Source organism: Maribacter aquimarinus (assembly GCF_047345505.1).
In the GTDB taxonomy this organism is placed as follows: domain Bacteria; phylum Bacteroidota; class Bacteroidia; order Flavobacteriales; family Flavobacteriaceae; genus Maribacter.
Genome location: NZ_JBLFEO010000042.1, coordinates 1 through 24,453 on the forward strand (window position 1 = coordinate 1; position 24,453 = coordinate 24,453).

The 24,453-nt window shown below is 52.2% G+C and carries 16 protein-coding genes and 1 tRNA gene; 14 read left to right on the forward strand and 3 right to left on the reverse strand.

Features of this window, described 5'->3' with window-relative positions; genetic code table 11:
* Positions 1-522 precede the first annotated feature (522 nt).
* On the reverse strand, positions 523-3,870 hold the full coding sequence (locus ACKWCC_RS18530; RefSeq protein WP_413997466.1) for a glycosyltransferase family 117 protein: 3,348 nt from the start codon (positions 3,868-3,870) through the stop codon (positions 523-525).
* A gap of 312 nt (positions 3,871-4,182) precedes the next feature.
* Here ACKWCC_RS18530 and ACKWCC_RS18535 point away from each other — a divergent pair.
* A tRNA-Gln gene (locus tag ACKWCC_RS18535) sits at positions 4,183-4,253 on the forward strand.
* A 628-nt stretch (positions 4,254-4,881) separates the two neighbouring features.
* On the opposite strand, the gene ACKWCC_RS18540 is transcribed toward ACKWCC_RS18535, so the two are convergent.
* Positions 4,882-5,007 (reverse strand): hypothetical protein, encoded by a 126-nt coding sequence (locus tag ACKWCC_RS18540; RefSeq protein ID WP_413997467.1) that lies wholly within the window; start codon positions 5,005-5,007, stop codon positions 4,882-4,884.
* 88 nt (positions 5,008-5,095) lie between these two features.
* Here ACKWCC_RS18540 and ACKWCC_RS18545 point away from each other — a divergent pair, with 88 nt between their 5' ends.
* The 5 genes from ACKWCC_RS18545 to infB all read left to right on the forward strand — a co-directional run bounded on the left by ACKWCC_RS18545 (position 5,096) and on the right by infB (position 11,693).
* Positions 5,096-6,466 (forward strand): sulfatase, encoded by a 1,371-nt coding sequence (locus ACKWCC_RS18545; RefSeq protein ID WP_413997468.1) that lies wholly within the window; start codon positions 5,096-5,098, stop codon positions 6,464-6,466.
* Between the two features lie 251 nt (positions 6,467-6,717).
* Entirely contained in the window at positions 6,718-7,011 is a 294-nt protein-coding gene (locus ACKWCC_RS18550; protein WP_413997469.1) for a hypothetical protein, read from the forward strand.
* A 188-nt stretch (positions 7,012-7,199) separates the two neighbouring features.
* The gene (gene rimP / locus ACKWCC_RS18555; RefSeq protein ID WP_413997470.1) at positions 7,200-7,661 is read left to right on the forward strand and encodes a ribosome assembly cofactor RimP; all 462 of its coding nucleotides are present in this window, start codon (positions 7,200-7,202) and stop codon (positions 7,659-7,661) included.
* A 12-nt stretch (positions 7,662-7,673) separates the two neighbouring features.
* A complete protein-coding gene (gene nusA, locus ACKWCC_RS18560) occupies positions 7,674-8,906 on the forward strand; it encodes a transcription termination factor NusA (protein ID WP_413997471.1) in 1,233 nt (410 codons plus the stop codon).
* A gap of 42 nt (positions 8,907-8,948) precedes the next feature.
* Positions 8,949-11,693, forward strand: coding sequence for a translation initiation factor IF-2 (gene infB, locus ACKWCC_RS18565; protein WP_413997472.1), 2,745 nt, complete (start codon positions 8,949-8,951; stop codon positions 11,691-11,693).
* A gap of 34 nt (positions 11,694-11,727) precedes the next feature.
* On the opposite strand, the gene ACKWCC_RS18570 is transcribed toward infB, so the two are convergent.
* Positions 11,728-12,099 carry an SPOR domain-containing protein gene (locus tag ACKWCC_RS18570; RefSeq protein ID WP_413997473.1) on the reverse strand — a complete coding sequence of 124 codons (372 nt, stop codon included), beginning with the start codon at positions 12,097-12,099 and terminating at the stop codon, positions 11,728-11,730.
* 236 nt (positions 12,100-12,335) lie between these two features.
* Between ACKWCC_RS18570 and ACKWCC_RS18575 the strand changes: the two genes are divergently transcribed.
* Genes ACKWCC_RS18575 through ACKWCC_RS18610 form a run of 8 tightly spaced genes read left to right on the forward strand, consistent with a single transcriptional unit; the run spans position 12,336 to position 24,032 of the window.
* Complete coding sequence (locus ACKWCC_RS18575; RefSeq protein ID WP_413997474.1) at positions 12,336-13,709, forward strand: cytochrome c3 family protein; 1,374 nt, start codon at positions 12,336-12,338, stop codon at positions 13,707-13,709.
* Positions 13,710-13,741: 32 nt separating this feature from the next.
* On the forward strand, positions 13,742-16,861 hold the full coding sequence (locus ACKWCC_RS18580) for a TAT-variant-translocated molybdopterin oxidoreductase (RefSeq protein ID WP_413997475.1): 3,120 nt from the start codon (positions 13,742-13,744) through the stop codon (positions 16,859-16,861).
* 32 nt (positions 16,862-16,893) lie between these two features.
* On the forward strand, positions 16,894-18,636 hold the full coding sequence (gene nrfD, locus ACKWCC_RS18585) for an NrfD/PsrC family molybdoenzyme membrane anchor subunit (protein WP_413997476.1): 1,743 nt from the start codon (positions 16,894-16,896) through the stop codon (positions 18,634-18,636).
* Between the two features lie 2 nt (positions 18,637-18,638).
* Entirely contained in the window at positions 18,639-19,169 is a 531-nt protein-coding gene (locus tag ACKWCC_RS18590) for a DUF3341 domain-containing protein (RefSeq protein ID WP_413997477.1), read from the forward strand.
* Positions 19,170-19,171: 2 nt separating this feature from the next.
* Positions 19,172-19,732, forward strand: a complete 561-nt coding sequence (locus ACKWCC_RS18595) for a c-type cytochrome (RefSeq protein WP_413997478.1) — start codon at positions 19,172-19,174, stop codon at positions 19,730-19,732.
* A gap of 15 nt (positions 19,733-19,747) precedes the next feature.
* A complete protein-coding gene (locus ACKWCC_RS18600) occupies positions 19,748-21,025 on the forward strand; it encodes a quinol:cytochrome C oxidoreductase (protein ID WP_413997479.1) in 1,278 nt (425 codons plus the stop codon).
* A 30-nt stretch (positions 21,026-21,055) separates the two neighbouring features.
* Positions 21,056-22,159 (forward strand): cytochrome c oxidase subunit II, encoded by a 1,104-nt coding sequence (locus ACKWCC_RS18605; RefSeq protein WP_413997480.1) that lies wholly within the window; start codon positions 21,056-21,058, stop codon positions 22,157-22,159.
* A 46-nt stretch (positions 22,160-22,205) separates the two neighbouring features.
* Positions 22,206-24,032: a cytochrome c oxidase subunit I gene (locus ACKWCC_RS18610; protein ID WP_413997481.1), complete on the forward strand. Its 1,827-nt coding sequence runs from the start codon at positions 22,206-22,208 to the stop codon at positions 24,030-24,032.
* The last annotated feature ends 421 nt before the right edge of the window (positions 24,033-24,453 follow it).

Consider the following 24,453-nt stretch of genomic DNA (forward strand, 5'->3'; position numbering starts at 1 on the left):
GAACTATTTCCATCTCTATGGTATCTTTGTCGAGTACTTTGTACATGGGCTATGGGATTTATGTTTGGCGACACAAATGTCCGTAGCCCTATCTTTCGATCCAAAAAAAGTTTAAATCACTTCCTGGTATAAGAACCTTCCCGGCCAGTACCCTTCCATGTTTTTTAACCCAGATTATGCACTAGTCCCCTGATGAATGGCTTCATAATTTTTCAAAGGATAACTTGGTTGCTTGAGTGTTATATAGTAGACTTTCGTAATGAGGGTGCAAAGCCCAATAAAATCAAGACTTTTGAGATTGAGGCGCCCGCCTGAATGACTCGGTCGGGTAGCCATCGCTACGGTGAGTGAGCAAAAGTCAGTGCAACGATTGATTTTGCAGGGATCTGCAGCCGTAATACCTGCCCGTTCCTTTCAGGCGGGGAAGTTCTATTGCTTAATCTGGGTTTAAAGGCCCCTATTGCTTGGCGCGTACGGCGTCCGCTGGGGCAAAACCTTGGTATAGCGTGGAACCGGAGCGGCTTAAGGCAGGGTTCCGGTGGTGTCCACGGGCATTTCGGTGGTGGTGTTGTCCGTGGCAATGGTGTCCAGGATGGAGGTGGAATCCCGCATATCGGGATTGATGCCCGGGGGGTCTTCCTGGAACTCCACATCTTCCCCGCCCTGATAAAAGTGCTCAAACTTGTCTATGTACTCGTTAAAGATCAGCGTTTCCTTTTCGGCCATCTCCCTGTCGTCATTGGCAATGACGGTGTCAATGTTGCGGCGGTAGGCCTCCATGTCCGCAATAATGTCGTCAATGTTGCTGTACTGCTCGTCCAGGTTGGTGCTCGCGTAATACTCCAGCCGTTCTTGGTACTTGGTCTTCAACTTGTCAAAGAGTTCCCGGGCCTTTAGGGTTTCGCCCACCTTGTAATAACCGTCCACAAAAGGTTCCACCAGGGCATAGTAGCCAAATTGGTCCACCGGCATATTGTTCAGGGAGAGCTCTATGATGTCCTTGGCCCTGTCCATTTTGTTCTCTTCAATGAGCTTTTCCATTAAACGGGCCAGGTTGCCGCGATAGGACACGCTCTGTATGCGGGTCTGGGTGTCATGGTAAATGTTGGGGTCCCCGGAGTTGCCCCAGTACCAGTTGGTGACAATGTTGTACATAAGGTCCGTGTCTATGCGCCCCATTTCAAAAGAGTTGGGCCTTTCTGTCTTTATGGGCACCAGTTTGTAGGCCAGGCCGTCCAATTGCAGGTAGTCTTTCATCCACAGGTATTCTGCATCGTCAAAGCTGCCACCGGAGAAATACAGCGGCCTTTTCCAGTCGTTGTTGGCCAGGATGTCCAGCATCATCATGCTTTTTTTGGTAATGGCACTGGGGAGGTCAATGTCAATGTGATCCACGATGAGGGCAGAATCCTTGGGTTTTACCAGACCGCTCCGCAGCACGTTCTCCTTGTTCACCGGCACCCGTATCTTATTGGTGGGGTAATAGACAATGTTCAGGGTGTTTTCCGAGTATTGGCTCAGGTCTGCCCCGCGTTGCGCAAAGAGGTGCTTAAACTTGGTCTGGGGCTTGTCGCTGTCGATCCAATCAATAAGGTCCTTGATGTCCCAACGGTTTTCGGTAAGCCCTTGGTGGTACAGCACGTCCCTGTTGCCCCAGCGGTACTTTTCGTGGGTGATCTGTGAGGGTATGGGGTCGCTCTCATAGGCCTTGCGCTTCATCTGGTCCACGTACCAGTCCGTCTCGAACAAACTGGTGCAGACAATGCGCACATCGGTACGGTAGCCTTCTATCTCCTGGGCGTACCACAGCGGGAAGGTGTCGTTGTCCCCAATGGTAAAGAGAATGGCGCCGGCGTCTTCCTGGCAAGAGTCCAGATAGGCTTTTGCGGATGCGTTGGCCGTGAACCTGTTGGATCGGTCATGATCGTCCCAATTCTGTACGGCCATCACGGTGGGCACGGCCAAAAGGCAGACCACGACCACCAAAGGGGCAAGCACCTTGGGCGAGAGCCATTCCTTGAAACCGTCGTACAGGGCATAGACGCCCATCCCGATCCAGATGGCAAAGATATAGAAGGAGCCCACCAGGGAGTAGTCCCGTTCCCGCGGTTGAAAAATGTAGGGGTTGGTGTAAAACTGTATGGCCAGTCCCGTAAAAAGAAAGAAGACCATGAGCACCCAGAACTTCTTGGGGTCCTTGGAGGCCATGAACACCAGGCCAATGATGCCCAGGAGAAGGGGCAGGAAAAAATAGGTGTTGCGGCCCTTGTTGTTCTCCACATCGCTGGGCAGGTTGTACTGGCTTCCCAGGCGCCAACTGTCAAAGAACTTTATTCCGCTGAGCCAGTTGCCATTGTCGTTGTACCGTCCTTGGACATCGTTCTGCCTGCCCACAAAATTCCACATAAAATAGCGGAGGTACATGTAGTTGAACTGAAACTCGAACATGTATTTCACGTTGTCCCAGAGCGAAGGCGGCTGCACCTCCAGATAATCGCCAAACCGTCTTAGAAAGCTAATGTACTGGTCCGCATCTATTTCACCGTTGGCAAAGCCTGTCTTCACTTGGTTCACCGCTTGCCGCAGTTCGTCGTTGCTCTCGGTCATCTTAAAGTCCAACGGGCCAAAATAGCGCATGTAGTTCTCGGCATGCTGCCCGCTCCACATTCGGGGCAACAGCCCTTCATGCTTGGGGTTGGTGCCCTGTTCGGCATCCTTGTACTTGTTCACAATGATGTACTTGCCCAGGGTATGGTCCTTTTCGTACTTGGGCTTGCCGTCCTTGTTCTCCCCCGCCGGGGCAAAGATGTCCGAGTAGTAGGCCCCGTAGAAGGGGCTGTCCACCCCGGGATACTGTTCGCGATTGTAGTAGGCCAACAGGGCGCGGGCATCTGCGGGGTCGTTCTCGTTGATCACCACTTCGGCATTGGCCCGTATGGGCAGCATGATCCAGGAAGAAAAGCCCAAAAACAGGAACATAAGGCAGAGCACCACGGTGTTTGCACCACGGTAGTTGTTCTTGCGCGTGTAGCGCAGGGCATAGTAGAAGGCCGCAATGAAGATCAAACCAACGATGATGGAGCCCGAATTGAAGGGCAGTCCCATGGTGTTCACAAAGAAAACCTCTCCCCAGCCAAAGAACATGAGCACATAGGTGAGGGAGAATTTATAGACCAGCATTAAGATGGCCACCACCGCGATGTTGGCCAAAAGGAAATTCTTTACCGTGGTCTTTTTGTATCTTTTGAAATAGTAGAGCAGGCCCACTGAGGGGATGGCCAAGAACCCCATGAACTGTACACCAAAGGTAAGGCCCACCACAAAGCTGATCAAGATGATCCAACGGTCTCCCCTGGGGTCTTCCAGATTGTCTGTCCATTTAAGGCCCAACCAGAGCAGGAGCGCCATGATGAAGCTGGCCATGGCATACACCTCGGTCTCGGTGGCATTGAACCAAAAACTGTCCGAATAGGTAAAGGCAAGGCAGCCCACCAGGGCGCTGCCCAAGATGGCAATGGCCTTGCTGTTGGTCAGGGGCTCGCCGGAATCCAACAACTTTTTGGTCAGGTTGGTTATGGTCCAGAACATGAACAGAATGGTAAAGGCACTGGAAACACCGGACATCATGTTCACCATCATGGCCACTTGGTTGGCCTCCAGGGCAAACATGGCAAAAAAGGCGCCGAGCATTTGCAAGAGCGGTGCCCCGGGCGGGTGCCCCACCTGCAGTTTTGCCGATGTGGCAATGTACTCTCCCGCATCCCAAAAACTGTTGGTGGGTTCCACGGTAATGAAGTACGTGATAAAGGCTATAAAAAAAGTGGCCCAACCCAGCAGGGTGTCCCATTTATGGAAGTTCTTTGCAAACATGTAACCTTGGTTAAAGCTGTGCGGCGAATTTAGTGATTATTCGCAACACCGGTTCCCCTTTTTTGTAAACCTTTAACAGCAAGGGATACGGGGTTGCAGCCTGCTTTTCAGGGGATTGGGAAAGGGGTTTCCCTCGGGGCCCATTGCTGGTGCAACGTGGCATTGTGCGGTTCAGGGATGTAACAGCTGTTTTTCCGTAACGCCCCGCACCACCCGACAGGGGGAATGCGAAGTTCAATTTTATGGGTATGCAGCAAAAAAATGTTTGTGCAAACCAAACTTTGTTTTAAATTTGCACGCGCTAACGGGTATTGGCCCATGGTGTAATGGTAACACTACGGTTTTTGGTACCGTCATTCTAGGTTCGAGTCCTAGTGGGCCAACTCCAAACCCTTGCAAACATTAGGTTTGCAAGGGTTTTTTTGTGATGCCCATTGGGCAGTGCGGATGGTTTTCTTGACCCAGATTATGCACTGGACTTTTGTCATGAGGGTGTAAGCCCCAATAAAATCAGGACTTTTGCGATTGAGGCGCCCGCCTGAATGACTCGGGCGGGCCGGCCCGAATGTGCCCTTCGGTACGGGCGGGCCGGCCCGAATGTGCCCTTCGGTACGGGCGGGTAGCCATCGCTACGGTGAGTGAGCAAAAGTCAGTGCAGCGATTTATTTTGCAGGGATTTGCGGCCGCAATACCTGCCCGTTCCTTTCAGGCGGGGAATTTCTATTGCTTCATCTGGGTTTAACGGAAGGCCCTATGGTGGAAGCTGCTTAGGGCGTGTCCCGCAGCTGCGGTGTGGTGGTGCCCCGGGTTTGGCGGGTTTTGGTCCCATGTCCCTGGCCCGTTTTTTTGGTGGTGCCTTGCAACCGTTCCTTCCTTTTGGGGGACTGTGGTGCGCATGGATGGATTCCATCGGCCTTAAAAAGTCTTGGGTAGGGCCATATCAGCTTATTTTTTTATGTTTGATGTTCTTTTGTCCAACATCCAAATCCTTGTCCATACCCCGTTCATCCCCTAAACCACCTTGCCCATGATGTCCCTTAAGTGCAAAATCGTGAAGAAATGTTCAAACTTGGCCACCCCGAGGGCGTCCCTTTCCTTACGGTGGTGCCATTCCCGCGCGAAGAGGTGGTGCGCCATCTATATGTGGCCCATTTTATCGGGGGGCATCTTGTTCGCGTGTGCCGAAAAACCGCCCCAAAAGGAGGCTCCGAAAAAGCAGAATTTCGTGTTCGTTTTGGTCGATGACCTGGGGTGGACAGACCTGGGCTACAATGGCAGCACTTTTTACGAAACCCCCAATCTGGATGCCCTGAGCCGTTCCAGCCTACAGTTTACCAATGCCTATGCGTCATCATCGGTCTGTTCGCCCTCCCGTGCCGCCATTCTTACGGGCAAGCATCCGGCAAGGGTCAACATCACGGATTGGTTGCCAGGGGCAGACCCCAGGGACAGAAAGCTCTTGGGCCCCACCGATCTGGCCGCCCTTCCCCTAAAGGAGACCTCCTTGGCCCAGGTGCTGCGTGCCCATGGCTACCAAACCCTTTTTGTGGGCAAATGGCACTTGGGCGGCAAAGGTCACCTGCCGGGACAATTTGGCTTTCAGGGGAATGTTGGGGGGTTCCATATGGGCCAACCGCCTGGAGGGTACTACACGCCCTATGACAATCCGTACTTGGCCGATGGCCCGGAAGGGGAGTACCTCACGGACCGTCTCACCCAAGAGGGCATTTCCTTTTTGGACCGTACCGCCGGCCAGCCGTTCTTTCTCTATCTCAATTTTTACACCGTGCACACCCCCATTCAGCCAAACACAAGACACCTGGCCAGGTTCAAGGACAAATTGGAGCGCTTGGAACACCATGGCCCAGGGGAGCGCAAAGAGGGTGGGTCCATGACCAAGTTGCTGCAGGACAATGCGGATTATGCGTCCATGGTATTTGCCCTGGACGAGAACATGGGCAGGCTCATTGCAGCGTTAAAAGATCGGGGCCTGTATGAGGATACCACCATCATCTTCACTTCGGACAATGGCGGGCTTTCTACCTTGCAGCCCGGATTTTCTTTTGATGCGCCCACCTCCGTGGTGCCCCTGCGCGGTGGCAAGGGCTGGTTGTATGAGGGCGGTATTCGCGTGCCGTTGCTGATCAAGCCCGCGCATTATAAAGAAGAAGGGAGGGCAGTGTCCGTGCCGGTGGTGGGGCACGACTTTTTCCCCACCCTTCTGTCGCTTGCCCAAATTACCGCCGATTCCCTTCAGGGGCTGGACGGCAAGGACCTGTCGCCCCTGTGGCAGGGGGCAAGCACCCTTGACCGGGAGGCCCTCTTTTGGCACTATCCCCATTATCACGGCAGTGGCTGGGCCCCCGGGGCCGCTGTTCGCAAGGGCAATGATAAGCTCATTACCTTTTACGAGACCGGCCAAACGGAGCTCTATGATCTGTCTTCGGACATTGGCGAGACCCATGACCTGGCTGGCCAGCGGCCGGAAAAGGTCAAGGACCTGCTCGGGGAACTTGAGGCCTGGCAACGCGAGGTGAACGCCCAAATGCCCGTGGAGAACACCAGTGGTTCCCGTGCATCGCCCCACCGGCACTAGGGTTGGTACTTGTTCTTGTGGCCAAAGGGGCCTTGGAGGCCCACGGCTGGCCCGTGTCCCCAAAAATGGTAATTCTGCCTTGATTGAGCACTAGATGACGCGTAATTTGTATCTTCGTCCCAAGCATTGCAACAAGCCTGGGCCAACAAAGGGGCCCGTGGGGGAGAACGGTTTCAAGGATGCCGGGGGCAGTGCCCAACGACTTTCAGGGATGCCGGGCAGCCTGGGCATCGCTTCAATAAGGTAATGGTATGAAAATGACCGCAAAGAAATGGAAGATCATCTTGTTGCTCGTCATCATAGGTTTTGTGGTGGGCATTTACCTGCAAGACCGTGAGCACCAAAAAAGCACCACCCACGCCTGGACCGCCAACCGGTACAATCTTGCCAGGTTCAACAAGATCACCGAGTACAATGATCAAATGGACGCCAGCAACTGGCGGCAAATGAAAGACAGCATACGCCGCCAGCTGGACACTGTGATGATATTGCGCTTTAGAAAAGAGGTGGACAGCCTCAATGCCAGGGCCAAGGTGGACAACTGAAGGGCAACGTGGCCTGGGCACACCGCAACAAGCGCCCTTTTCCTTTCCGGCACACGGTTCTTTTTTTCTTTGATATCGCCGTGGGCCACTCCTTTTATTTATAAAAAAATATTGTATATTTGCAACACTGAAAGGATACCAGGATATTCATGAGGGGACAATTTGTCCCCTCTTTTATTACAAATAAAATGCTCAAGCAAAAAGTGGCAAACCTGCTGCAGGAGGGTCTAAAGGAAGATGCATCGCTTTTTCTCATTGATCTGGACATCAGTGCAGACAACAGGATCAAGGTGGTCTTGGACGGGGACCACGGGGTAACGGTGGAAGATTGCATGCGGATCAGCCGGGCCATTGAGCACAACCTGGATCGGGAGGAAGAAGATTTCTCCCTGGAAGTGGCCTCTGCCGGGGCCACCGCCCCCATGCTGCTGCCAAGGCAGTACAAAAAAAACGTGGGCAGAAAATTGGAGGTGCACACCCAAAGGGGCACCTTTCAGGGAAACTTGACCCAGGCAAATGACAAGGGCATTGTGCTGGAGTGGAAGGCACGGGAGCCCAAGCCCGTGGGCAAGGGCAAGGTTACGGTGAAGAAACGGGAAGAAATTGATTTTTCCGAAATCATAAAGGCAACAGTTGTTTTAAAATTTTAATAGAGAAAACCAATGGAAAATATTGCGTTAATAGAGTCTTTCTCAGAATTCAAGGACGATAAGTTCATAGACAGGGTAACCCTGATGGCCATCTTGGAAGAAGTGTTCCGCAGTGCCCTGAAAAAAAAGTTTGGCTCTGATGACAATTTTGACATCATCATAAACCCAGACAAAGGGGATTTGGAGATTTGGCGTAACCGTGTGGTGGTGGAAGATGGCGAGGTGGAGTTTGAAAACGAGGAGATTTCCCTGAGCGACGCAAGAAAGATAGAGCCCGATTTTGAGGTGGGCGAAGACGTATCCGAAGAGGTGAAGCTCATAGACCTGGGCCGAAGGGCCATTTTGGCCTTGCGCCAAAACCTCATTGCCAAGATACATGAGCATGACAATACCACCATTTACAAGCAGTTCAAGGATTTGGAGGGCGAAATTTATACGGCAGAGGTGCACCACATTAGGCACAAGGCCGTAATTTTGTTGGATGATGAGGGCAATGAGATCATTTTGCCCAAGGATAGGCAGATACCCTCGGATTTCTTTAGAAAAGGGGACAATGTAAGGGGCATCATAGAAAGTGTGGAGCTCAAGGGCTCCAAGCCCACCATTATCATGTCCCGTACCTCGCCGCTGTTCCTGGAGCAATTGTTCTTTCAGGAGATCCCCGAGGTGTTCGATGGGCTCATAACCATTAAAAAGGCAGTGCGCATACCCGGGGAAAAGGCCAAGGTGGCAGTGGATTCCTATGATGACAGGATCGATCCCGTTGGCGCCTGTGTGGGCATGAAGGGCTCCCGGATCCACGGTATTGTGCGCGAACTGGGCAACGAGAACATCGATGTGATCAACTGGACGGCCAACCCCCAGTTGTTGGTGACCAGGGCCTTGAGCCCTGCAAGGGTCTCTTCCGTAAAGCTCAATGACGAGAAGATGACGGCACAGGTGTACCTGAAGCCCGAAGAAGTGTCCAAGGCCATAGGCCGCGGAGGCCACAACATCCGTTTGGCAGGGAAGCTAACCGGCTATGAGATCGATGTTTTCCGCGAAGGTGTGGAAGAGGATGTGGAACTGTCCGAATTTTCCGATGAAATAGAAGGTTGGATCATAGAGGAATTCAGTAAAATTGGGTTGGATACGGCCCGTAGCATTTTGGAGCAAGAGGTGGGCGACCTCATTAAACGCACCGATCTTGAGGAGGAGACGATTTTGGAAGTTGTACGCATCCTCAGGGAAGAATTGGAAGATTAGCTATATATTAGCAAGTAGAATAAAGAACGGGAATCAGTATTTATGGCAGACGTTGCAAAAATAAGACTTAACAAGGTTCTTCGCGAACTTAATATTTCCTTGGACCGGGCGGTGGACTTCCTCAAAAGCAAGGGGCATGACGTGGATGCACGTCCCACCACCAAAATCTCCAACGAGGTGTACCAAGTCCTGCTCGATGAGTTCCAGACGGACATGAGCAAGAAAGTGGCCTCCAAGGAAGTGGGCGAGGAAAAGCGCAAGGAAAAGGAAGCCATAAGGATTCAACAGGAGCAGGAACAGGAAGAGCGAAGGCTGGCCCGGGAGCGTCGCAACGCGGCATCCGAAGAGGTCATCAAGGCCAAGGCAGAGCTCAGCGGTCTCAAGACCGTGGGCAAGATCGACTTGGACGGCGGTAAGAAGGCCGCGCCACAAGAGGAGGAGGCGCCGGCCAAAGAGACAGCACCAGTGGCACCCCCGCCACAAGAAGCTCCCGTATCCGCCGAAGCCGAAAAGAAAGCGCCCGAAGAGGCGCCCAAACCAGAGATGGAGGCCAAAGCGGACCCCGCCGAAGGAAAAGAGGAAACAGAGGCAGACGCCAAGGAAGGCGATGAAAAGGAAGCGGAAGCGGAAGCGCCGTCCAAAACCTTGGAGACCCAATATCAAAAATTGTCCGGTCCCAAGATCACGGGAGACAAGATAGACCTGAGCAAGTTCCAAAGGCCCAAAAAGAAAAAGGAGGACGATAAATCGGCCCCTGGAGACCGCAAGAAACGTCGCAAACGTATTGTGAGCAAGGGCGCTCCCGGTGCGGGAGGCCGCAATGGCAAAGATGACCGAAAGGGCAGGAGGTTTGCCGGCACGGCAAAGGCCGAGCCCTCTGAGGAAGACGTACAAAAGCAGGTGCGCGAGACCCTGGAGAAGCTTCAGGGCAAGTCCAAGAAGGGCAAGGGCGCCAAATACAGAAGAAGCAAAAGGGACCAGCACAGGGAGCAGACCGAAAAGGATCTGGAACAACAGGAGCTGGAAAACAAGATTTTAAAGGTCACCGAGTTTGTGACCGCCAGTGAGGTGGCCACGATGATGGATGTTTCCACCACGGAAATCATATCGGCCTGTATGTCCCTCGGGATGATGGTCACCATGAACCAAAGACTGGACGCCGAGACCCTTAGCATCGTGGCGGAAGAATTTGGCTATGAGGTGGAGTTCATTACCGCGGACATCGATGAAAGCATTGTGGAAGAGGAGGACGATCCCAAAGACCTGGTGGCCAGGGCGCCCATTGTCACGGTCATGGGCCACGTGGACCACGGTAAGACCTCCTTGCTGGACTACATCAGGGAAGAGAACGTCATTGCCGGGGAGAGCGGGGGCATAACCCAGCACATAGGCGCTTACGCCGTGACCTTGGACAACGGACAGAAACTATCTTTCTTGGACACGCCCGGTCACGAGGCCTTTACCGCCATGCGGGCAAGGGGTGCCCAGGTTACGGACATTGCCATTATCGTCATCGCCGCGGATGACGACATCATGCCGCAGACCAAAGAGGCCATCAGCCACGCGCAAGCGGCCGGTGTCCCCATTGTGTTCGCCATCAATAAAATAGACCGGCCCACGGCCAACCCCGACAAAATCAAGGAAGGCTTGGCACAGATGAACCTCTTGGTAGAGGATTGGGGCGGAAAAATACAGTCGCATGACATTTCTGCCAAGACCGGTGAGGGGGTCAAGGAACTTTTGGAAAAAGTATTGCTGGAGGCAGAATTGCTGGAGCTCAAGGCCAACCCGAACAAATTGGCCTCGGGCACCGTGGTGGAGGCCTTCCTGGACAAGGGCAAGGGTTATGTGTCCACCATTTTGGTGCAGGCCGGAACCCTTAAGATCGGCGACTATGTACTGGCCGGTACCTGCAGTGGAAAAGTAAAGGCCATGCAGGATGAACGTGGCAAGAACGTGGAGCAAGTGGGGCCTTCGCAACCCATATCCATCCTTGGTCTGGACGGTGCCCCCCAGGCGGGAGACAAGTTCAATGTGCTGGAAGACGAGCGGGAGGCCAAACAGATCGCCACGCGCCGCAGCCAATTGCAGCGCGAACAGTCCGTTAGGACACAGCGCCACATTACCCTGGACGAGATCGGCAGGCGTATTGCGCTGGGCGACTTCAAGGAGCTCAACATTATCCTTAAAGGGGATGTGGACGGTTCCGTTGAGGCCTTGACGGACTCCTTCCAGAAACTGTCCACGGACGAGATTCAGGTGAACATCATCTACAAGGCGGTGGGCCCGATCACGGAATCGGATGTGTTGCTGGCCTCTGCCTCCGATGCGGTGATCATTGGCTTTAATGTGCGCCCCATGGGCAATGCCAAGGCCATTGCGGAAAAGGAGGAGATAGACATTAGAATGTACTCCATTATCTACGACGCCATCAATGACCTCAAGGACGCCATGGAAGGCATGCTGTCCCCGGAGATGAAGGAAGAGATCACCGGTACGGCAGAGATCAGGGAAACCTTTAAAATATCCAAGGTGGGCACCATTGCCGGTTGTATGGTAACCTCGGGAAAAATCTTCAGGAACTCCAACATTCGCCTCATACGCGACGGGGTGGTCATCTACACCGGTACCCTCGCTTCCCTGAAACGATTCAAGGACGATGTCAAGGAGGTGAGCAAAGGATATGATTGTGGGTTGCAGATCAAGAACTACAATGACATTGCCGAGGGCGACATCGTGGAGGCCTTCCAAGAGGTGGCCGTGAAAAAGACCTTGAAGACCAAATAGGGTCCAAGCGGGAAACCTGTAAAAAAAAATCGGCCTATGAGGCCGATTTTTTTGGTTTCAACAACATCGCGTCCGGATATTTCTTGCGCACTTCGTTGAACTTTCGTTCCGCTTCCAACTTGGTCTTGAACCTCCCCAAGCGCACCCTGTAGGTGGGCGAGTCAAAATCAATTCTGGAGGGTAGGTCGGGATAGTCCACCTCCACATTGGACTTTATTTTTTGAGCCTTGTTGGCATCACCAAAACCCACTTGGATCCGGTAGTATTCGGTTTTGGTCAGGGTATTGCCGTAAATTTCCAAAAGGGCTTCAATTTCAGGGCGTTGCTCAATGTTGATCTGTCCCTCTTGGGCCATTGCCAGGGAAAAGGAGCAGCACAGCAGGCCGCCAAGGAATGCGTTCTTCATAACTGAAAAATATTGGGATTCAAAGATGGAAACAAAATTGAATTTTTGGGCATTTTTAGGGGTGTTTTCAACTTATTTAGAAAAACTCTAAATTACAGATTATACATGGAACAAGATTTTTTCTAATAAAGTCTATGTCGTATTTTTGCTTGCAATTTCGGCAAAAGGAGCTTTATCCACCGCTACTGCACAGTTCCAAAATTATGCCAAGGTTTTCGTTCGATAAAAAATTGTATATGAAAAAGGTATGTTACCGCAATCATTTTGCCAAGGTTTTAGGCTTTAATCTGGTGCTCTTTTTGTTTTTTTCGGTTGTATTGGTGGCCCAGGAAGCAGCGCCGGAGGCCCAGGAGGCCGCCGCGTCTGATCTGGGCGGGGACCCCGTGAAAGGGAAATCCCTATTCAACCAAAATTGTGCCGCCTGCCACGCCCTGAACAGGAAGATGACGGGTCCGGCCATGGCCAATGTGGAGGCCCGGTTGGCCGAGGAGGAAGGCTTGGATCGGGAATGGCTCTACGCCTGGATCAAGAACAGCGCCGGGATGATCAAGGCCGGTGATGATTATGCCGTGCGCATCTACAATGAATACAACCAGGCCGCAATGACGGCGTTTCCCACGCTCAGCAATCAGGACATTGACGATATTTTGGCCTATACCGCCACCCCGCCACCGGCACCGGTGGCAGCTGCTGCGCCTGCGGCAGGGGTTGCAACGGATGGTACCGCTACCGGTGGCATTTCCAACGAGGTGGTCTTGGCGGCCTTGGTATTGGTCTTTGCGCTTTTGGTCATGATGTTGTTCTTGGTGAACAACACCCTTCGCAGGATTGCCGCGGCCAATGGCATTGAGATTCAGGAGGAGAAAGAGGCCGTTAAGAAGAAAACGCCCCTTTGGAAGGCCTTTGCCCAAAACCAGTTTTTGGTCATTGTTGCCGTCATAGGTCTGTTACTGGGCAGCGCTTATTTTGCCTATGGTTGGATGATGCAGGTGGGCGTGGACCAAGGCTATGCCCCCATACAGCCCATTCACTATTCCCATAAGATCCATGCGGGAGACAACCAGATAGAGTGCAATTATTGCCATTCTTCGGCACGCGTGTCCAAGCATTCCGGTATTCCGTCCTTGAACGTCTGTATGAACTGCCACAAGTCCATCTATGAATACACCGGCAATCCGGAAGGGCCCTCGGCGGAAGATTTGGCCAACGGCTACACCAATGAGTTTTACACCAACGAAATTAAAAAACTGTACAAGGCCGTGGGCTGGGACGAGGAGAACCAGCGCTACACCGGCGAGACCCAGCCCGTGGAGTGGGTGCGCATACACAACCTGCCGGACTACGCCTATTTTAACCATGCCCAGCACGTAACGGTTGGCCAGATAGATTGCAACACTTGCCACGGTCCGGTGGAGGAAATGGAGATCATGTACCAATATTCCCCCTTGACCATGGGTTGGTGCATTGACTGCCACCGGGAGACCGAGGTAAAGGTAGAGGGGAACGAATACTACGAAAAGATACACGCGGAGCTTTCCAAAAAGTACGGAGTGGAGAAGTTAACGGCGGCCCAGATGGGTGGCCTGGAGTGCGGAAAGTGTCACTATTAACAAACAAGAGCAGCTAATTACAGATATTGCATATGGCATCGAACAAGAAATATTGGAAAAGTGAAGCGGAGTTAGATCCCAACGATTCCATTGTTGAGGCTTTGAGACAAAATGAATTTGTCGAGGAAATTCCCGTGGGCGATTTTTTGGGGGACAAGGATACCTTGGCCAGTACCAACACCAACAGAAGGGATTTTCTCAAATATTTGGGATTTAGCACGGCTGCGGCCAGCCTTGCGGCCTGTGAGGGTCCGGTGATCAAGTCCATTCCCTATGTTGTTCAGCCGGAGAACATTGTTCCCGGTCTCTCCAATTATTACGCCACCACCATGGCCAATGGGTTCGATTTTGCCAATATCCTGGTAAAGACCCGTGAGGGCAGGCCCATAAAAATTGAGAACAATACCACGGCCAAGGTGGGCGGAACGGCCAACGCCCGCGTGCAGGCCTCCGTACTGTCACTTTATGACAGTACCCGGCTACAAGGGCCTTTGATGAACGGGGAGCCCGTGGAATGGAGCAGCTTGAACGCTGCCGTGACCGCAAAAATGAACGCCTTGAAAGGGGGTTCCAAGAAAGTGGTCTTCCTTACGGCCACCTACGCCAGCCCATCCACTGCACGGCTTATGGCCGAGTTGAAGGAGGCCCATGGGAACGTGGAGCACGTAACCTATGACGCCGTTTCCTGCGACGCTGCACTGACCGCATTTGAGAATGCCTACGGTGAGCGCGCCTTGGCGGATTATGATTTTGAGAAGGCCCATTTGATCGTTTCCATCGGGGCCGACTTCCTTGCGGATTGGCAGGGGGGAGGGTACGATTCCGGCTACGCCAAGGGTCGTGTTCCCAAAAACGGAAAGATGAGCCGCCACATTCAGGTGGAGGCCAACATGTCATTGACCGGGGCCAACGCAGACAAGCGGGTGGCCTTGAAGCCATCGGCCCAAAAGGTGGTCTTGGCCAAGCTGTACGGCAGATTGAACGGCACCAACGTGGGCGGCAATACGTCTGAGTACGATGCGCTGGTGGACCAATTGGCCGCTGAGATTCGCAAAGCGGGTTCTAAGGCCGTTGTGGTCAGTGGCTTGGATGATGAAAATGCGCAGGCCGTGGTACTTGCCATCAATACCATGCTACAGAGCGAAGCTTTTGATGTCACTGCGCCGCGCTATACCCGCCAGGGCAACATAAGACAGCTCCAGGCCCTAATGGCCGATATGGGCGCCGGTAGGGTGGGCGCCCTGATCATGGATGGGGTCAACCCGGTCTATTCCCTGCCCAATTCGGCAGAATTTGTGGCCGGTCTGGAAAAAGTAGATCTTTCAGTGGTCTTTTCGGCCAATTGGAACGAGACCACGGAGGTGACCCAGTATGTGGCCGCTTCCAACCATTATCTGGAGTCTTGGGGCGATTTGCAGATCAAAAAAGGGCATTTTAGCCTCATGCAGCCCACCATACAACAGTTGTTCGATACAAAACAGTTCCAGACTTCCGTCTTGGAATGGATGGGCAGCGACAAAACCTATTACGACTACATCAGGGAAACTTGGGACAACGGTATCCTGAATGGTGCCGATTGGAACAAGGCCCTGCAGGACGGTGTTTTTGTGGTTCCCCACAACGATTTGCAAAGTGAAACGGAAAACGGCGCCCCGGCCGCACAGGCGGAAGACGGGGCACCCACGGAAATGCCATCCGTGGCCACGGCCGTGCGGAGCTTGGCGAATACCACGGCAGAGGGTATGGAGCTCATCCTGTCCACCAAAGTGGCCATGGGAGATGGGCAACAGAACAGCAATCCTTGGTTGCAGGAGTTCCCCGACCCCATAAGCAGGGTGTCATGGGACAATTACCTTACCGTTTCCCGCGCGGACGCCGATGCTTTGGGCTTTGAAAACGTGAACGTGGCAGACGGCGGACTCAATGGGAGCTACGCCAACATCAACGTGAACGGCACCGTTCTGGAAAACGTTCCCGTGATCATACAGCCCGGCCAGGCCAAGGGCACCGTTGGGCTTGCCCTTGGGTACGGAAAACTGGTGGGCGTCAAGGAAGAGATGCAAGTGGGTGTCAATGCCTATCCATTGTACCATGATTTTACGGGCAATCAGCCGGTGACCTTGGAAAAGGCACCGGGAATGCACGAATTTGCCTGCATTCAATTGCACAAGACCCTGATGGGCAGAAACGATATCATCAAGGAGACCACCTTGGAGATTTTCAATACCAAGGATAACGCGGAATGGAACATCATTCCCCAAGTCTCCCTGGACCACCAAGAAGTTCCCGCAAGCTCCGTGGACCTATGGGATGGTTTTGACCGCTCCATTGGCCACCATTTCAACATGTCCATTGACCTGAACGCTTGTACGGGCTGCGGCGCTTGTGTCATAGCGTGCCATGCCGAGAACAATGTACCGGTTGTGGGCAAGGCCGAAGTGCGCAAATCCAGGGACATGCACTGGTTGCGCATTGACCGTTACTATTCCTCGGAAGATACTTTTGAGGACGATGTGAACAAGAAAGAGGGCTTTGCCGGCCTAACCGGAGACAATGGTTCCTTGGGCGGTTTTGGAGAATTGGAAAATCCGGCAGACAACCCGCAGGTGGTCTTCCAGCCCGTTATGTGCCAGCACTGCAACCATGCGCCCTGTGAGACGGTCTGCCCCGTGGCGGCCACCTCCCACGGTAGGCAGGGCCAGAACCAAATGGCCTATAACAGATGTGTGGGCACGCGCTACTGTGCCAACAACTGTCCCTACAAGGTAAGGAGGTTCAATTGGTTCCTCTACAACAACAATGACGAGTTCGATTTCCATATGAACAACGACCTGGGCAAAATGGTGCTGAACCCCGACGTGAACGTCCGTTCCCGTGGGGTCATTGAGAAATGTTCCATGTGCATCCAGAAGACCCAGCTCACCATACTGGAAGCCAAGAAGGAGGGCAGGCCCATTAAGGACGGGGAATTCCAAACGGCATGTTCCATGGCCTGTGGTACCGGTGCCATTGTCTTTGGCGATATCAATGATGAGGAGAGCAAAGTGTCCGAGCTCAAGGAAAGCGATCGCATGTACCACATGCTGGAGTATGTGGGCACCAAGCCCAATGTGTTCTATCATGTAAAAGTCAGAAATACCAACGAAGCTTAATCAATACAAGAAAGTAATCATAACAATAGTCTATGGCGTCGCATTACGAAGCACCTATTAGGAAGCCCCTAGTGATCGGAGACAAAGGGTACCACGATGTAACCGTGGATGTTGCCCGTCCGGTGGAGGGAAGGGCCAACAAACAATGGTGGATTGTCTTTTCCATATCGCTCATTGCCTTCCTTTGGGGCGTTGGCTGCATCATTTACACCATATCCACGGGCATTGGCGTTTGGGGTCTCAACAAGACCGTGAACTGGGCCTGGGACATTACCAACTTTGTTTGGTGGGTGGGTATTGGCCACGCCGGCACCTTGATTTCCGCGGTACTGTTGCTGTTTCGCCAGAAATGGAGAATGGCCATTAACCGATCGGCAGAGGCCATGACCATCTTTGCGGTATTGCAGGCGGGGCTTTTTCCCTTGATCCACATGGGACGTCCATGGTTGGCCTATTGGGTGCTGCCCATTCCCAACCAATTTGGTTCCCTTTGGGTGAACTTCAACTCCCCCTTGTTGTGGGACGTTTTTGCCATTTCCACCTATCTCTCCGTTTCCTTGGTGTTCTGGTGGACGGGCCTCCTGCCCGATTTTGCGATGCTTCGGGACAGGGCCGTTTTGCCTTTTCAAAAGAAAATATACAGCCTGCTCAGCTTCGGATGGAGCGGCAGGGCCAAGGACTGGCAGCGTTTTGAGGAAGTGTCCCTGGTGTTGGCCGGTTTGGCCACGCCCTTGGTGCTTTCCGTGCACACCATTGTATCCTTTGACTTTGCCACGTCGGTGATTCCGGGTTGGCACACCACCATTTTCCCACCCTATTTTGTGGCAGGGGCCATCTTTTCGGGTTTTGCCATGGTGAACACCCTTTTGATCATCATGCGGAAAGTGTGCAACCTGGAGGCCTACATCACCATACAGCACATTGAGCTCATGAACATTGTGATCATGATTACGGGAAGCATTGTGGGCTGTGCCTACATTACGGAGCTGTTCATGGCTTGGTACTCCGGGGTGGAGTATGAGCAATATGCCTTCTTGAACCGGGCCACGGGGCCCTATTGGTGGGCGTACTGGTCCATGATGATCTGTAATGTTTTCTCGCCACAGTTCATGTGGTTCAAGAAATTGAGGACCAGCATTTCCTTTTCCTTCTTCATTGCCCTTATCGTGAACATTGGGATGTGGTTTGAGCGTTTTGTGATCATCGTGACCTCTTTGCACAGGGATTACCTGCCCTCTTCCTGGACCATGTTTTCGCCCACCTTTGTGGATATTGGCATCTTCATAGGCACCATAGGGTTCTTTTTTGTACTCTTTTTGCTGTATGCCCGCACCTTCCCCGTCATAGCCCAGGCCGAGGTAAAGTCCATTTTGAAAGCTTCCGGTTCCAAATACAAAAAGCTGAGGGATGCCGGTTTGCCCTTGTACGAGATACCATCGGCACCTGCAAAGATAAAGGCCTCCGTTACGGATGATGTCCTAATGGGCGAAGTGGCCCCAAAGGAAGGGGACAAACAAGGCGTTAATGAGCTGTTGGGCAGCATTGGCAGTTTTGATGCCACTACGGAAACCCCGGACAACCTAAGGAAAATAAAGGGCATTGGCCCACAGATGGAGGAGACCCTGAATGGAATTGGCATCTTTACCTTTGCGCAAGTGGCGCGGATGACCTCCAAGGAGTACGACCTACTGGATGAGATCACGGGTTCTTTCCCGGGAAGGGCACAACGGGATGATTGGGCCGGACAGGCAAAACGCTTAAACGATAAAAAATAACTATGGCTTCTAGAGTAATACAGGCTTTTTATAACGACGATGACGTCCTTATGCACGCGGTAAAAAAAGTAAAGGCGGCCAAATACCACATTGAGGAGGTGTTCTGTCCCTTTCCCGTCCACGGATTGGACAAGGCCATGGGACTGGCACCGACCAAATTGGCCATCACTTCGTTTCTCTACGGCTGTTTGGGCCTGGCGGTGAGCATCTGGATGATGAATTACATCATGATCGAAGATTGGCCCCAGGACATTGGCGGAAAGCCCAGCTTTAGCTTTATTGAGAACAGTCCGGCATTTGTGCCCATCATGTTTGAACTTACCGTGTTCTTTGCGGCCCACCTTATGGTGATCACCTTTTACCTCAGGAGCCGTTTATGGCCCTTTAAGGAGGCCGAGAATCCGGACGTGCGCTCCACGGACGATCATTTCATCATGGAGATAGAAGTGACGGACAACGAAGAGGCCTTGAAGGAGTTGCTGGCCGGCACGGGCGCGGTGGAAATCAACATATCAGAAAAAAACAGTCATTGAGTATGAACAGTTTTGTAAAAATAGGAGTCGTGTTTACCATTGTGGCCTGCTTTGCTTCCTGTAACGACAGCACGCAGCGCAATTACCAGTACATGCCCAATATGCAGGAGTCCGTGGGTTATGAAACCTACCAAGAGGTGGATTTCCTGCCCGATGGCCAACAGGCCTTGGTGCCGCCGCCCAATACAATTAACCGGGGTTGGTTGCCCTACGGCATTCCCAATGACTTGGAGGGGAAGGAGCTGGCGAGGGTAAACCCCAGTCCCTTGGACTCTTTGGACCGGGAGGAAAACCTTAGGGTGGGGAAGGAATTGTACGGAATGTACTGTGCCATCTGCCACGGCAACAACGGGGCCGGACAGGGAACCTTGGTAAAGCGTGAAAAGATATTGGGCGTGCCCAGTTATGCCGATCAGGCAAGGAACATTACCGTGGGGTCCACCTACCACGTAGTGCATTACGGATTGAATTCAATGGGATCCTATGCCTCCCAAATGAACACCACCGAAATGTGGCAGGTAAGTGAATATGTCATGCAGTTAAAAGAAGAGTTAACCAAATAATACCTGGATATACCTATGTACACGTTTTCAAATAGACTTAAAATGGCCTCCTTTATCTTGATGGCGGTGGGCCTTCTGGGTATTGTGGGTGGCTTTCTGGCGGCGCCCTCAACGGTGGCCGAGGCCAAGGAAATGGTGGCGCACCACGACACTGGGCATACCGCCGAAGCTGCGGACGGCCACAGTGCGTCCCATGACGAGCACCTATTGCACCAGCTCCAGAACAAGCCCTGGGCCGCCCTCTACGTGGCCGCTTTCTTCTTCTTTATGATCGCGTTGGGCGTTTTGGCCTTTTACGCCATACAGCGGGCCGCCCAGGCAGGTTGGTCTCCCTTGTTGTTCCGGGTCATGGAGGGTATTACGGCCTATATGGTGCCCGGGGGCATCGCGGTCTTTGTGCTTTTGGTCATGTCCGTACTGCACTTGAACCATTTGTTCGTTTGGATGGATCCGGACGTGGTGGCGCATGACGCCATCATCCAGGCCAAATCTGGCTATTTGGATCCCACCTTTTTCTTGATACGGGCCGCCATTTTCTTGGGGGGCTGGATCGCCTACCGCGAGTACTCCAGAAAATTGAGCCTGCAACAGGATGAGAGTGAGGACGACTCCAATTTTAAACTGAACTTTAAGATATCTGCCGGCTTCCTGGTCTTTTATCTCATTACGGAATCCATGATGTCCTGGGATTGGATCATGAGCCTTGATCCGCACTGGTTCAGTACCCTGTTCGGATGGTACATCTTCTCCAGCATGTTCGTGGCGGGGATAACCACCATTGCCATGGTCACCATTTACTTAAAATCCAAGGGCCATTTGCCAGACGTGAACGACAGCCATATCCATGACCTTGCCAAGTTCATGTTCGGCATCAGTATTTTCTGGACCTATCTTTGGTTCTCGCAGTTCATGTTGATCTGGTACTCCAACATACCGGAGGAGGTCACCTATTACGTGAGCAGGATAGAAGATTACAACCTGCCCTTTTTTGGTATGGTGGCCTTGAACTTTGTTTTTCCGTTGCTGTTGCTCATGAACAGCGATTACAAGCGGCTCAATTGGTTTGTGGTCATGACCGGGGTCATTATATTGGTGGGCCATTATCTGGACATCTTTGTGGCCGTGATGCCGGCAACGGTGGGAGACCAATGGTTCATTGGCATTCCTGAAATTGGGTCTGTGCTGTTTTTTGCGGGTCTGTTCATCTTTGTGGTGTTCCGCTCTTTGGCCACGGCGCCCTTGCAGCCCAAACGAAATCCGTTTATAGAAGAAAGTAAGCACTTTCATTATTAATTTGTTTTAGGTTTAATAACAAACATAGAAATGACGACATTCCTGATTTTAGCGGTTATTGTGCTGGTGGCCATAGCCATTTGGCAAATGACCAAGATTTTTGAGCTGTCACAGATCAAGGCCAAGCAGACCGAAATTGCTACGGACAAGGACAATAAGTACAATGGCTACCTGTTGTTCGCTTTCTTGATCTTCATTTATGGCATTACCATCTTCAGTTTTTACAACTACACCAAGGTCCTCTTGCCGGAAGCGGCCTCGGAGCACGGGGTGGATGTGGACACCTTGATGTTGATCTCCATGGGCATCATCTTTTTTGTGCAGACCATTACCCAGGCCCTGTTGCATTATTTTGGGTACAAGTACCGTGGTGAAAAAGGTAAAAAGGCCCTTTTCTATGCAGACAACGACCGCTTGGAGTTCATTTGGACCATTATTCCCGTTTTTGTCCTGGCAGGGCTGATCTTGTACGGGCTGTACACCTGGACCAATATCATGGACATCAATGATGAGGACGATCCCCTGATCGTGGAGCTCTACGCCCAACAGTTCAACTGGACGGCCCGTTACGCTGGGGACGACAACGTTCTCGGTGGCGCCAATGTGCGCATGATCGATATTGACAAGGCCAATATCCTTGGTTTGGACGAGGCCGATAGCTATGCCGCCGATGACATCGTGGTCAAGGAACTTCATTTGCCCGTGGGCAGGAAGGTGAATTTTAAGATCAGGTCCCAAGATGTGCTGCACTCTGCCTATATGCCGCACTTTAGGGCCCAGATGAACAGTGTTCCCGGTATGGTGACGCAATTCTCCTTCACCCCAATTTTCACGACCGAGGAGATGAGGCAAAAACCGGCCATTGTGGACAAGGTAAAACGGGTAAATGCCATAAGGGCAGAAAAGTCGGCGAAAACTGGAGAGGCCTTGGATCCTTGGGAATTTGATTTTGTACTTTTATGCAATAAGATATGTGGCAAATCGCATTACAACATGCAAATGAAGATCATCGTGGAAACCGAGGAGGAGTTCAATGCTTGGTTGGACTCACAGGCCACATTTGCCGAAACCGTTATGAAAGAAGAACCGGCTCCCGCTATGGATGCCGCCCAGATGGAGAATCTAGGGGAATAAAGAAGTAAAAAAGGCTAGAAAAAGAGAATTAATAAAAAAGTAAACTATGTCGACAGTAGCAGCACACGTGGAAGACCATGTACATGACGATCATGGGCACCATCACCACAAAGAGACCTTTGTAACCAAATACATTTTTAGCCAAGATCACAAGATGATCGCCAAACAGTATTTGATCACTGGCCTCATTATGGGCTTTATAGGTATTGCCATGTCATTGCTCTTTAGGATGCAATTGGCCTGGCCCGGGGAGTCTTTCCCAATCTTCGAGGCCGTTTTGGGCAAATGGGCACCGGGAGGTGTGATGGATGCCGATATGTACTTGGCCCTGGTCACCATTCACGGTACCATTATGGTGTTCTTCGTGCTTACGGCGGGCCTCAGTGGCACCTTTAGTAACCTATTGATTCCGTTGCAGATCGGGGCACGTGATATGGCCTCGGGCTTTTTGAACATGGTGTCTTACTGGCTCTTCTTCCTGAGCAGTGTCATCATGATCAGTTCCCTGTTTGTGGAATCGGGACCAGCGGCCGCGGGCTGGACGGTGTATCCGCCGCTCAGTGCGCTTCCCATGGCACAACCGGGCTCAGGGATGGGCATGACCCTTTGGTTGGTCTCCATGGCCATTTTCATAGCCTCTTCCCTCTTGGGTTCCTTGAACTACATTGTCACCGTTTTGAACCTGCGCACCAAGGGCATGTCCATGACCCGTTTGCCACTGACGATATGGGCATTTTTTGTGACCGCCATTATTGGTACGGTCTCCTTCCCGGTACTGTTGTCCGCCGCCTTGTTGCTGATCATGGACCGTAGTTTTGGGACGTCTTTCTTCCTGTCCGATATTTTTATACAGGGCGAGGTGCTGCACTACCAGGGAGGATCTCCCGTATTGTACGAGCACCTGTTCTGGTTCTTGGGCCACCCGGAAGTGTACATTGTACTGTTGCCGGCCTTGGGCATCACTTCCGAGGTCATGTCCACCAATGCGCGCAAGCCCATTTTTGGCTATCGTGCCATGGTGGCGTCCATTCTCGCCATTGCCTTCCTTTCCACCATCGTTTGGGGGCACCATATGTTCGTATCGGGAATGAACCCCTTCTTGGGATCGGTCTTTACCTTTACCACCTTGTTGATCGCCATCCCCTCTGCGGTGAAGGCTTTTAACTACATCACCACCCTCTGGAAGGGCAACCTGCAATTGAACCCGGCCATGTTGTTTTCCATTGGATTGGTGTCCACATTCATTACCGGTGGACTTACAGGGATCATCCTGGGAGACAGTACCTTGGACATCAATGTGCACGACACTTATTTTGTGGTGGCGCACTTTCACTTGGTAATGGGTATCTCGGCACTGTACGGCCTGTTTGCCGGGGTGTACCACTGGTTCCCCAAAATGTTCGAGGGCCGCATGCTGAACAAGAATTTGGGCTACGTCCATTTCTGGATCACCGCGATCTGTGCCTATGGGGTGTTCTTCCCCATGCACTTTGTGGGTATGGCAGGGGTGCCCAGGAGGTACTATGAGAACACCGCCTTCCCCATGTTCGATGATCTCACGGATGTACAAGTGCTGATGACCGTCTTTGCCTTGATCGCCGGCGCCGCACAGCTTGTTTTTGTGGCCAACTTCATATACAGCATGTTCTACGGAAAAATAGGCCCCAAGAACCCTTGGAGGTCCAATACCTTGGAATGGACCACGGAGATCAAGCACATTCACGGGAACTGGGAGGGAGCCATCCCCGAAGTACACCGTTGGGCCTACGATTACAGCAAGGTCGATGAAAATGGGGAGTACATTATCCCCGGACAGGATTTTGTGCCACAGACTGTTCCCTTGCAAGAAGACGAGGAAGAACTGAACCATTGATCAACATTGTTATCATATAGTGAAAGCCCAGCGTACAGCGCTGGGCTTTTTCGTTGGTACCGGTGGGTGTGGATGGGCCATTGGGGTTCGTTCGCGGCATGGTCGCAGACGGCCAACGTGGCACCATCATTAAACCCGGATTATGCATTGGACTTTTGTAATGAGGGTGCAAAGGCCAATAAAATCAAGACTTTTGCGATTGAGGCATAGCCACCGCTATGGTGATTGAGCAAAAGTCAGCGAAGCGATTGATTTTGCAGGTATTTGTGACCGTAATAGAACTTTAATGCTTAATCTGGCTTGGATTCAACTGATAAACGCAACAGCTTGCTGTTGAAAAAAGCCCTCTCCGGAGATCTGGTCCTAGGGCCAGATCTCCGGAGAGGGCGGCGCAAAAACTTCATACCTTTGGGGTCGCTAA

Coding starts and splice junctions, on each gene's coding strand:
- ACKWCC_RS18530 (WP_413997466.1), bottom strand. CDS start 3,870: ATGTTTGCAAAGAACTTCCATAAATGGGACACCCTGCTGGGTTGGGCC.
- ACKWCC_RS18540 (WP_413997467.1), bottom strand. CDS start 5,007: ATGGCGCACCACCTCTTCGCGCGGGAATGGCACCACCGTAAGGAAAGG.
- ACKWCC_RS18550 (WP_413997469.1), top strand. CDS start 6,718: ATGAAAATGACCGCAAAGAAATGGAAGATCATCTTGTTGCTCGTCATC.
- rimP (WP_413997470.1), top strand. CDS start 7,200: ATGCTCAAGCAAAAAGTGGCAAACCTGCTGCAGGAGGGTCTAAAGGAA.
- nusA (WP_413997471.1), top strand. CDS start 7,674: ATGGAAAATATTGCGTTAATAGAGTCTTTCTCAGAATTCAAGGACGAT.
- infB (WP_413997472.1), top strand. CDS start 8,949: ATGGCAGACGTTGCAAAAATAAGACTTAACAAGGTTCTTCGCGAACTT.
- ACKWCC_RS18570 (WP_413997473.1), bottom strand. CDS start 12,099: ATGAAGAACGCATTCCTTGGCGGCCTGCTGTGCTGCTCCTTTTCCCTG.
- ACKWCC_RS18575 (WP_413997474.1), top strand. CDS start 12,336: ATGAAAAAGGTATGTTACCGCAATCATTTTGCCAAGGTTTTAGGCTTT.
- ACKWCC_RS18580 (WP_413997475.1), top strand. CDS start 13,742: ATGGCATCGAACAAGAAATATTGGAAAAGTGAAGCGGAGTTAGATCCC.
- nrfD (WP_413997476.1), top strand. CDS start 16,894: ATGGCGTCGCATTACGAAGCACCTATTAGGAAGCCCCTAGTGATCGGA.
- ACKWCC_RS18590 (WP_413997477.1), top strand. CDS start 18,639: ATGGCTTCTAGAGTAATACAGGCTTTTTATAACGACGATGACGTCCTT.
- ACKWCC_RS18595 (WP_413997478.1), top strand. CDS start 19,172: ATGAACAGTTTTGTAAAAATAGGAGTCGTGTTTACCATTGTGGCCTGC.
- ACKWCC_RS18600 (WP_413997479.1), top strand. CDS start 19,748: ATGTACACGTTTTCAAATAGACTTAAAATGGCCTCCTTTATCTTGATG.
- ACKWCC_RS18605 (WP_413997480.1), top strand. CDS start 21,056: ATGACGACATTCCTGATTTTAGCGGTTATTGTGCTGGTGGCCATAGCC.
- ACKWCC_RS18610 (WP_413997481.1), top strand. CDS start 22,206: ATGTCGACAGTAGCAGCACACGTGGAAGACCATGTACATGACGATCAT.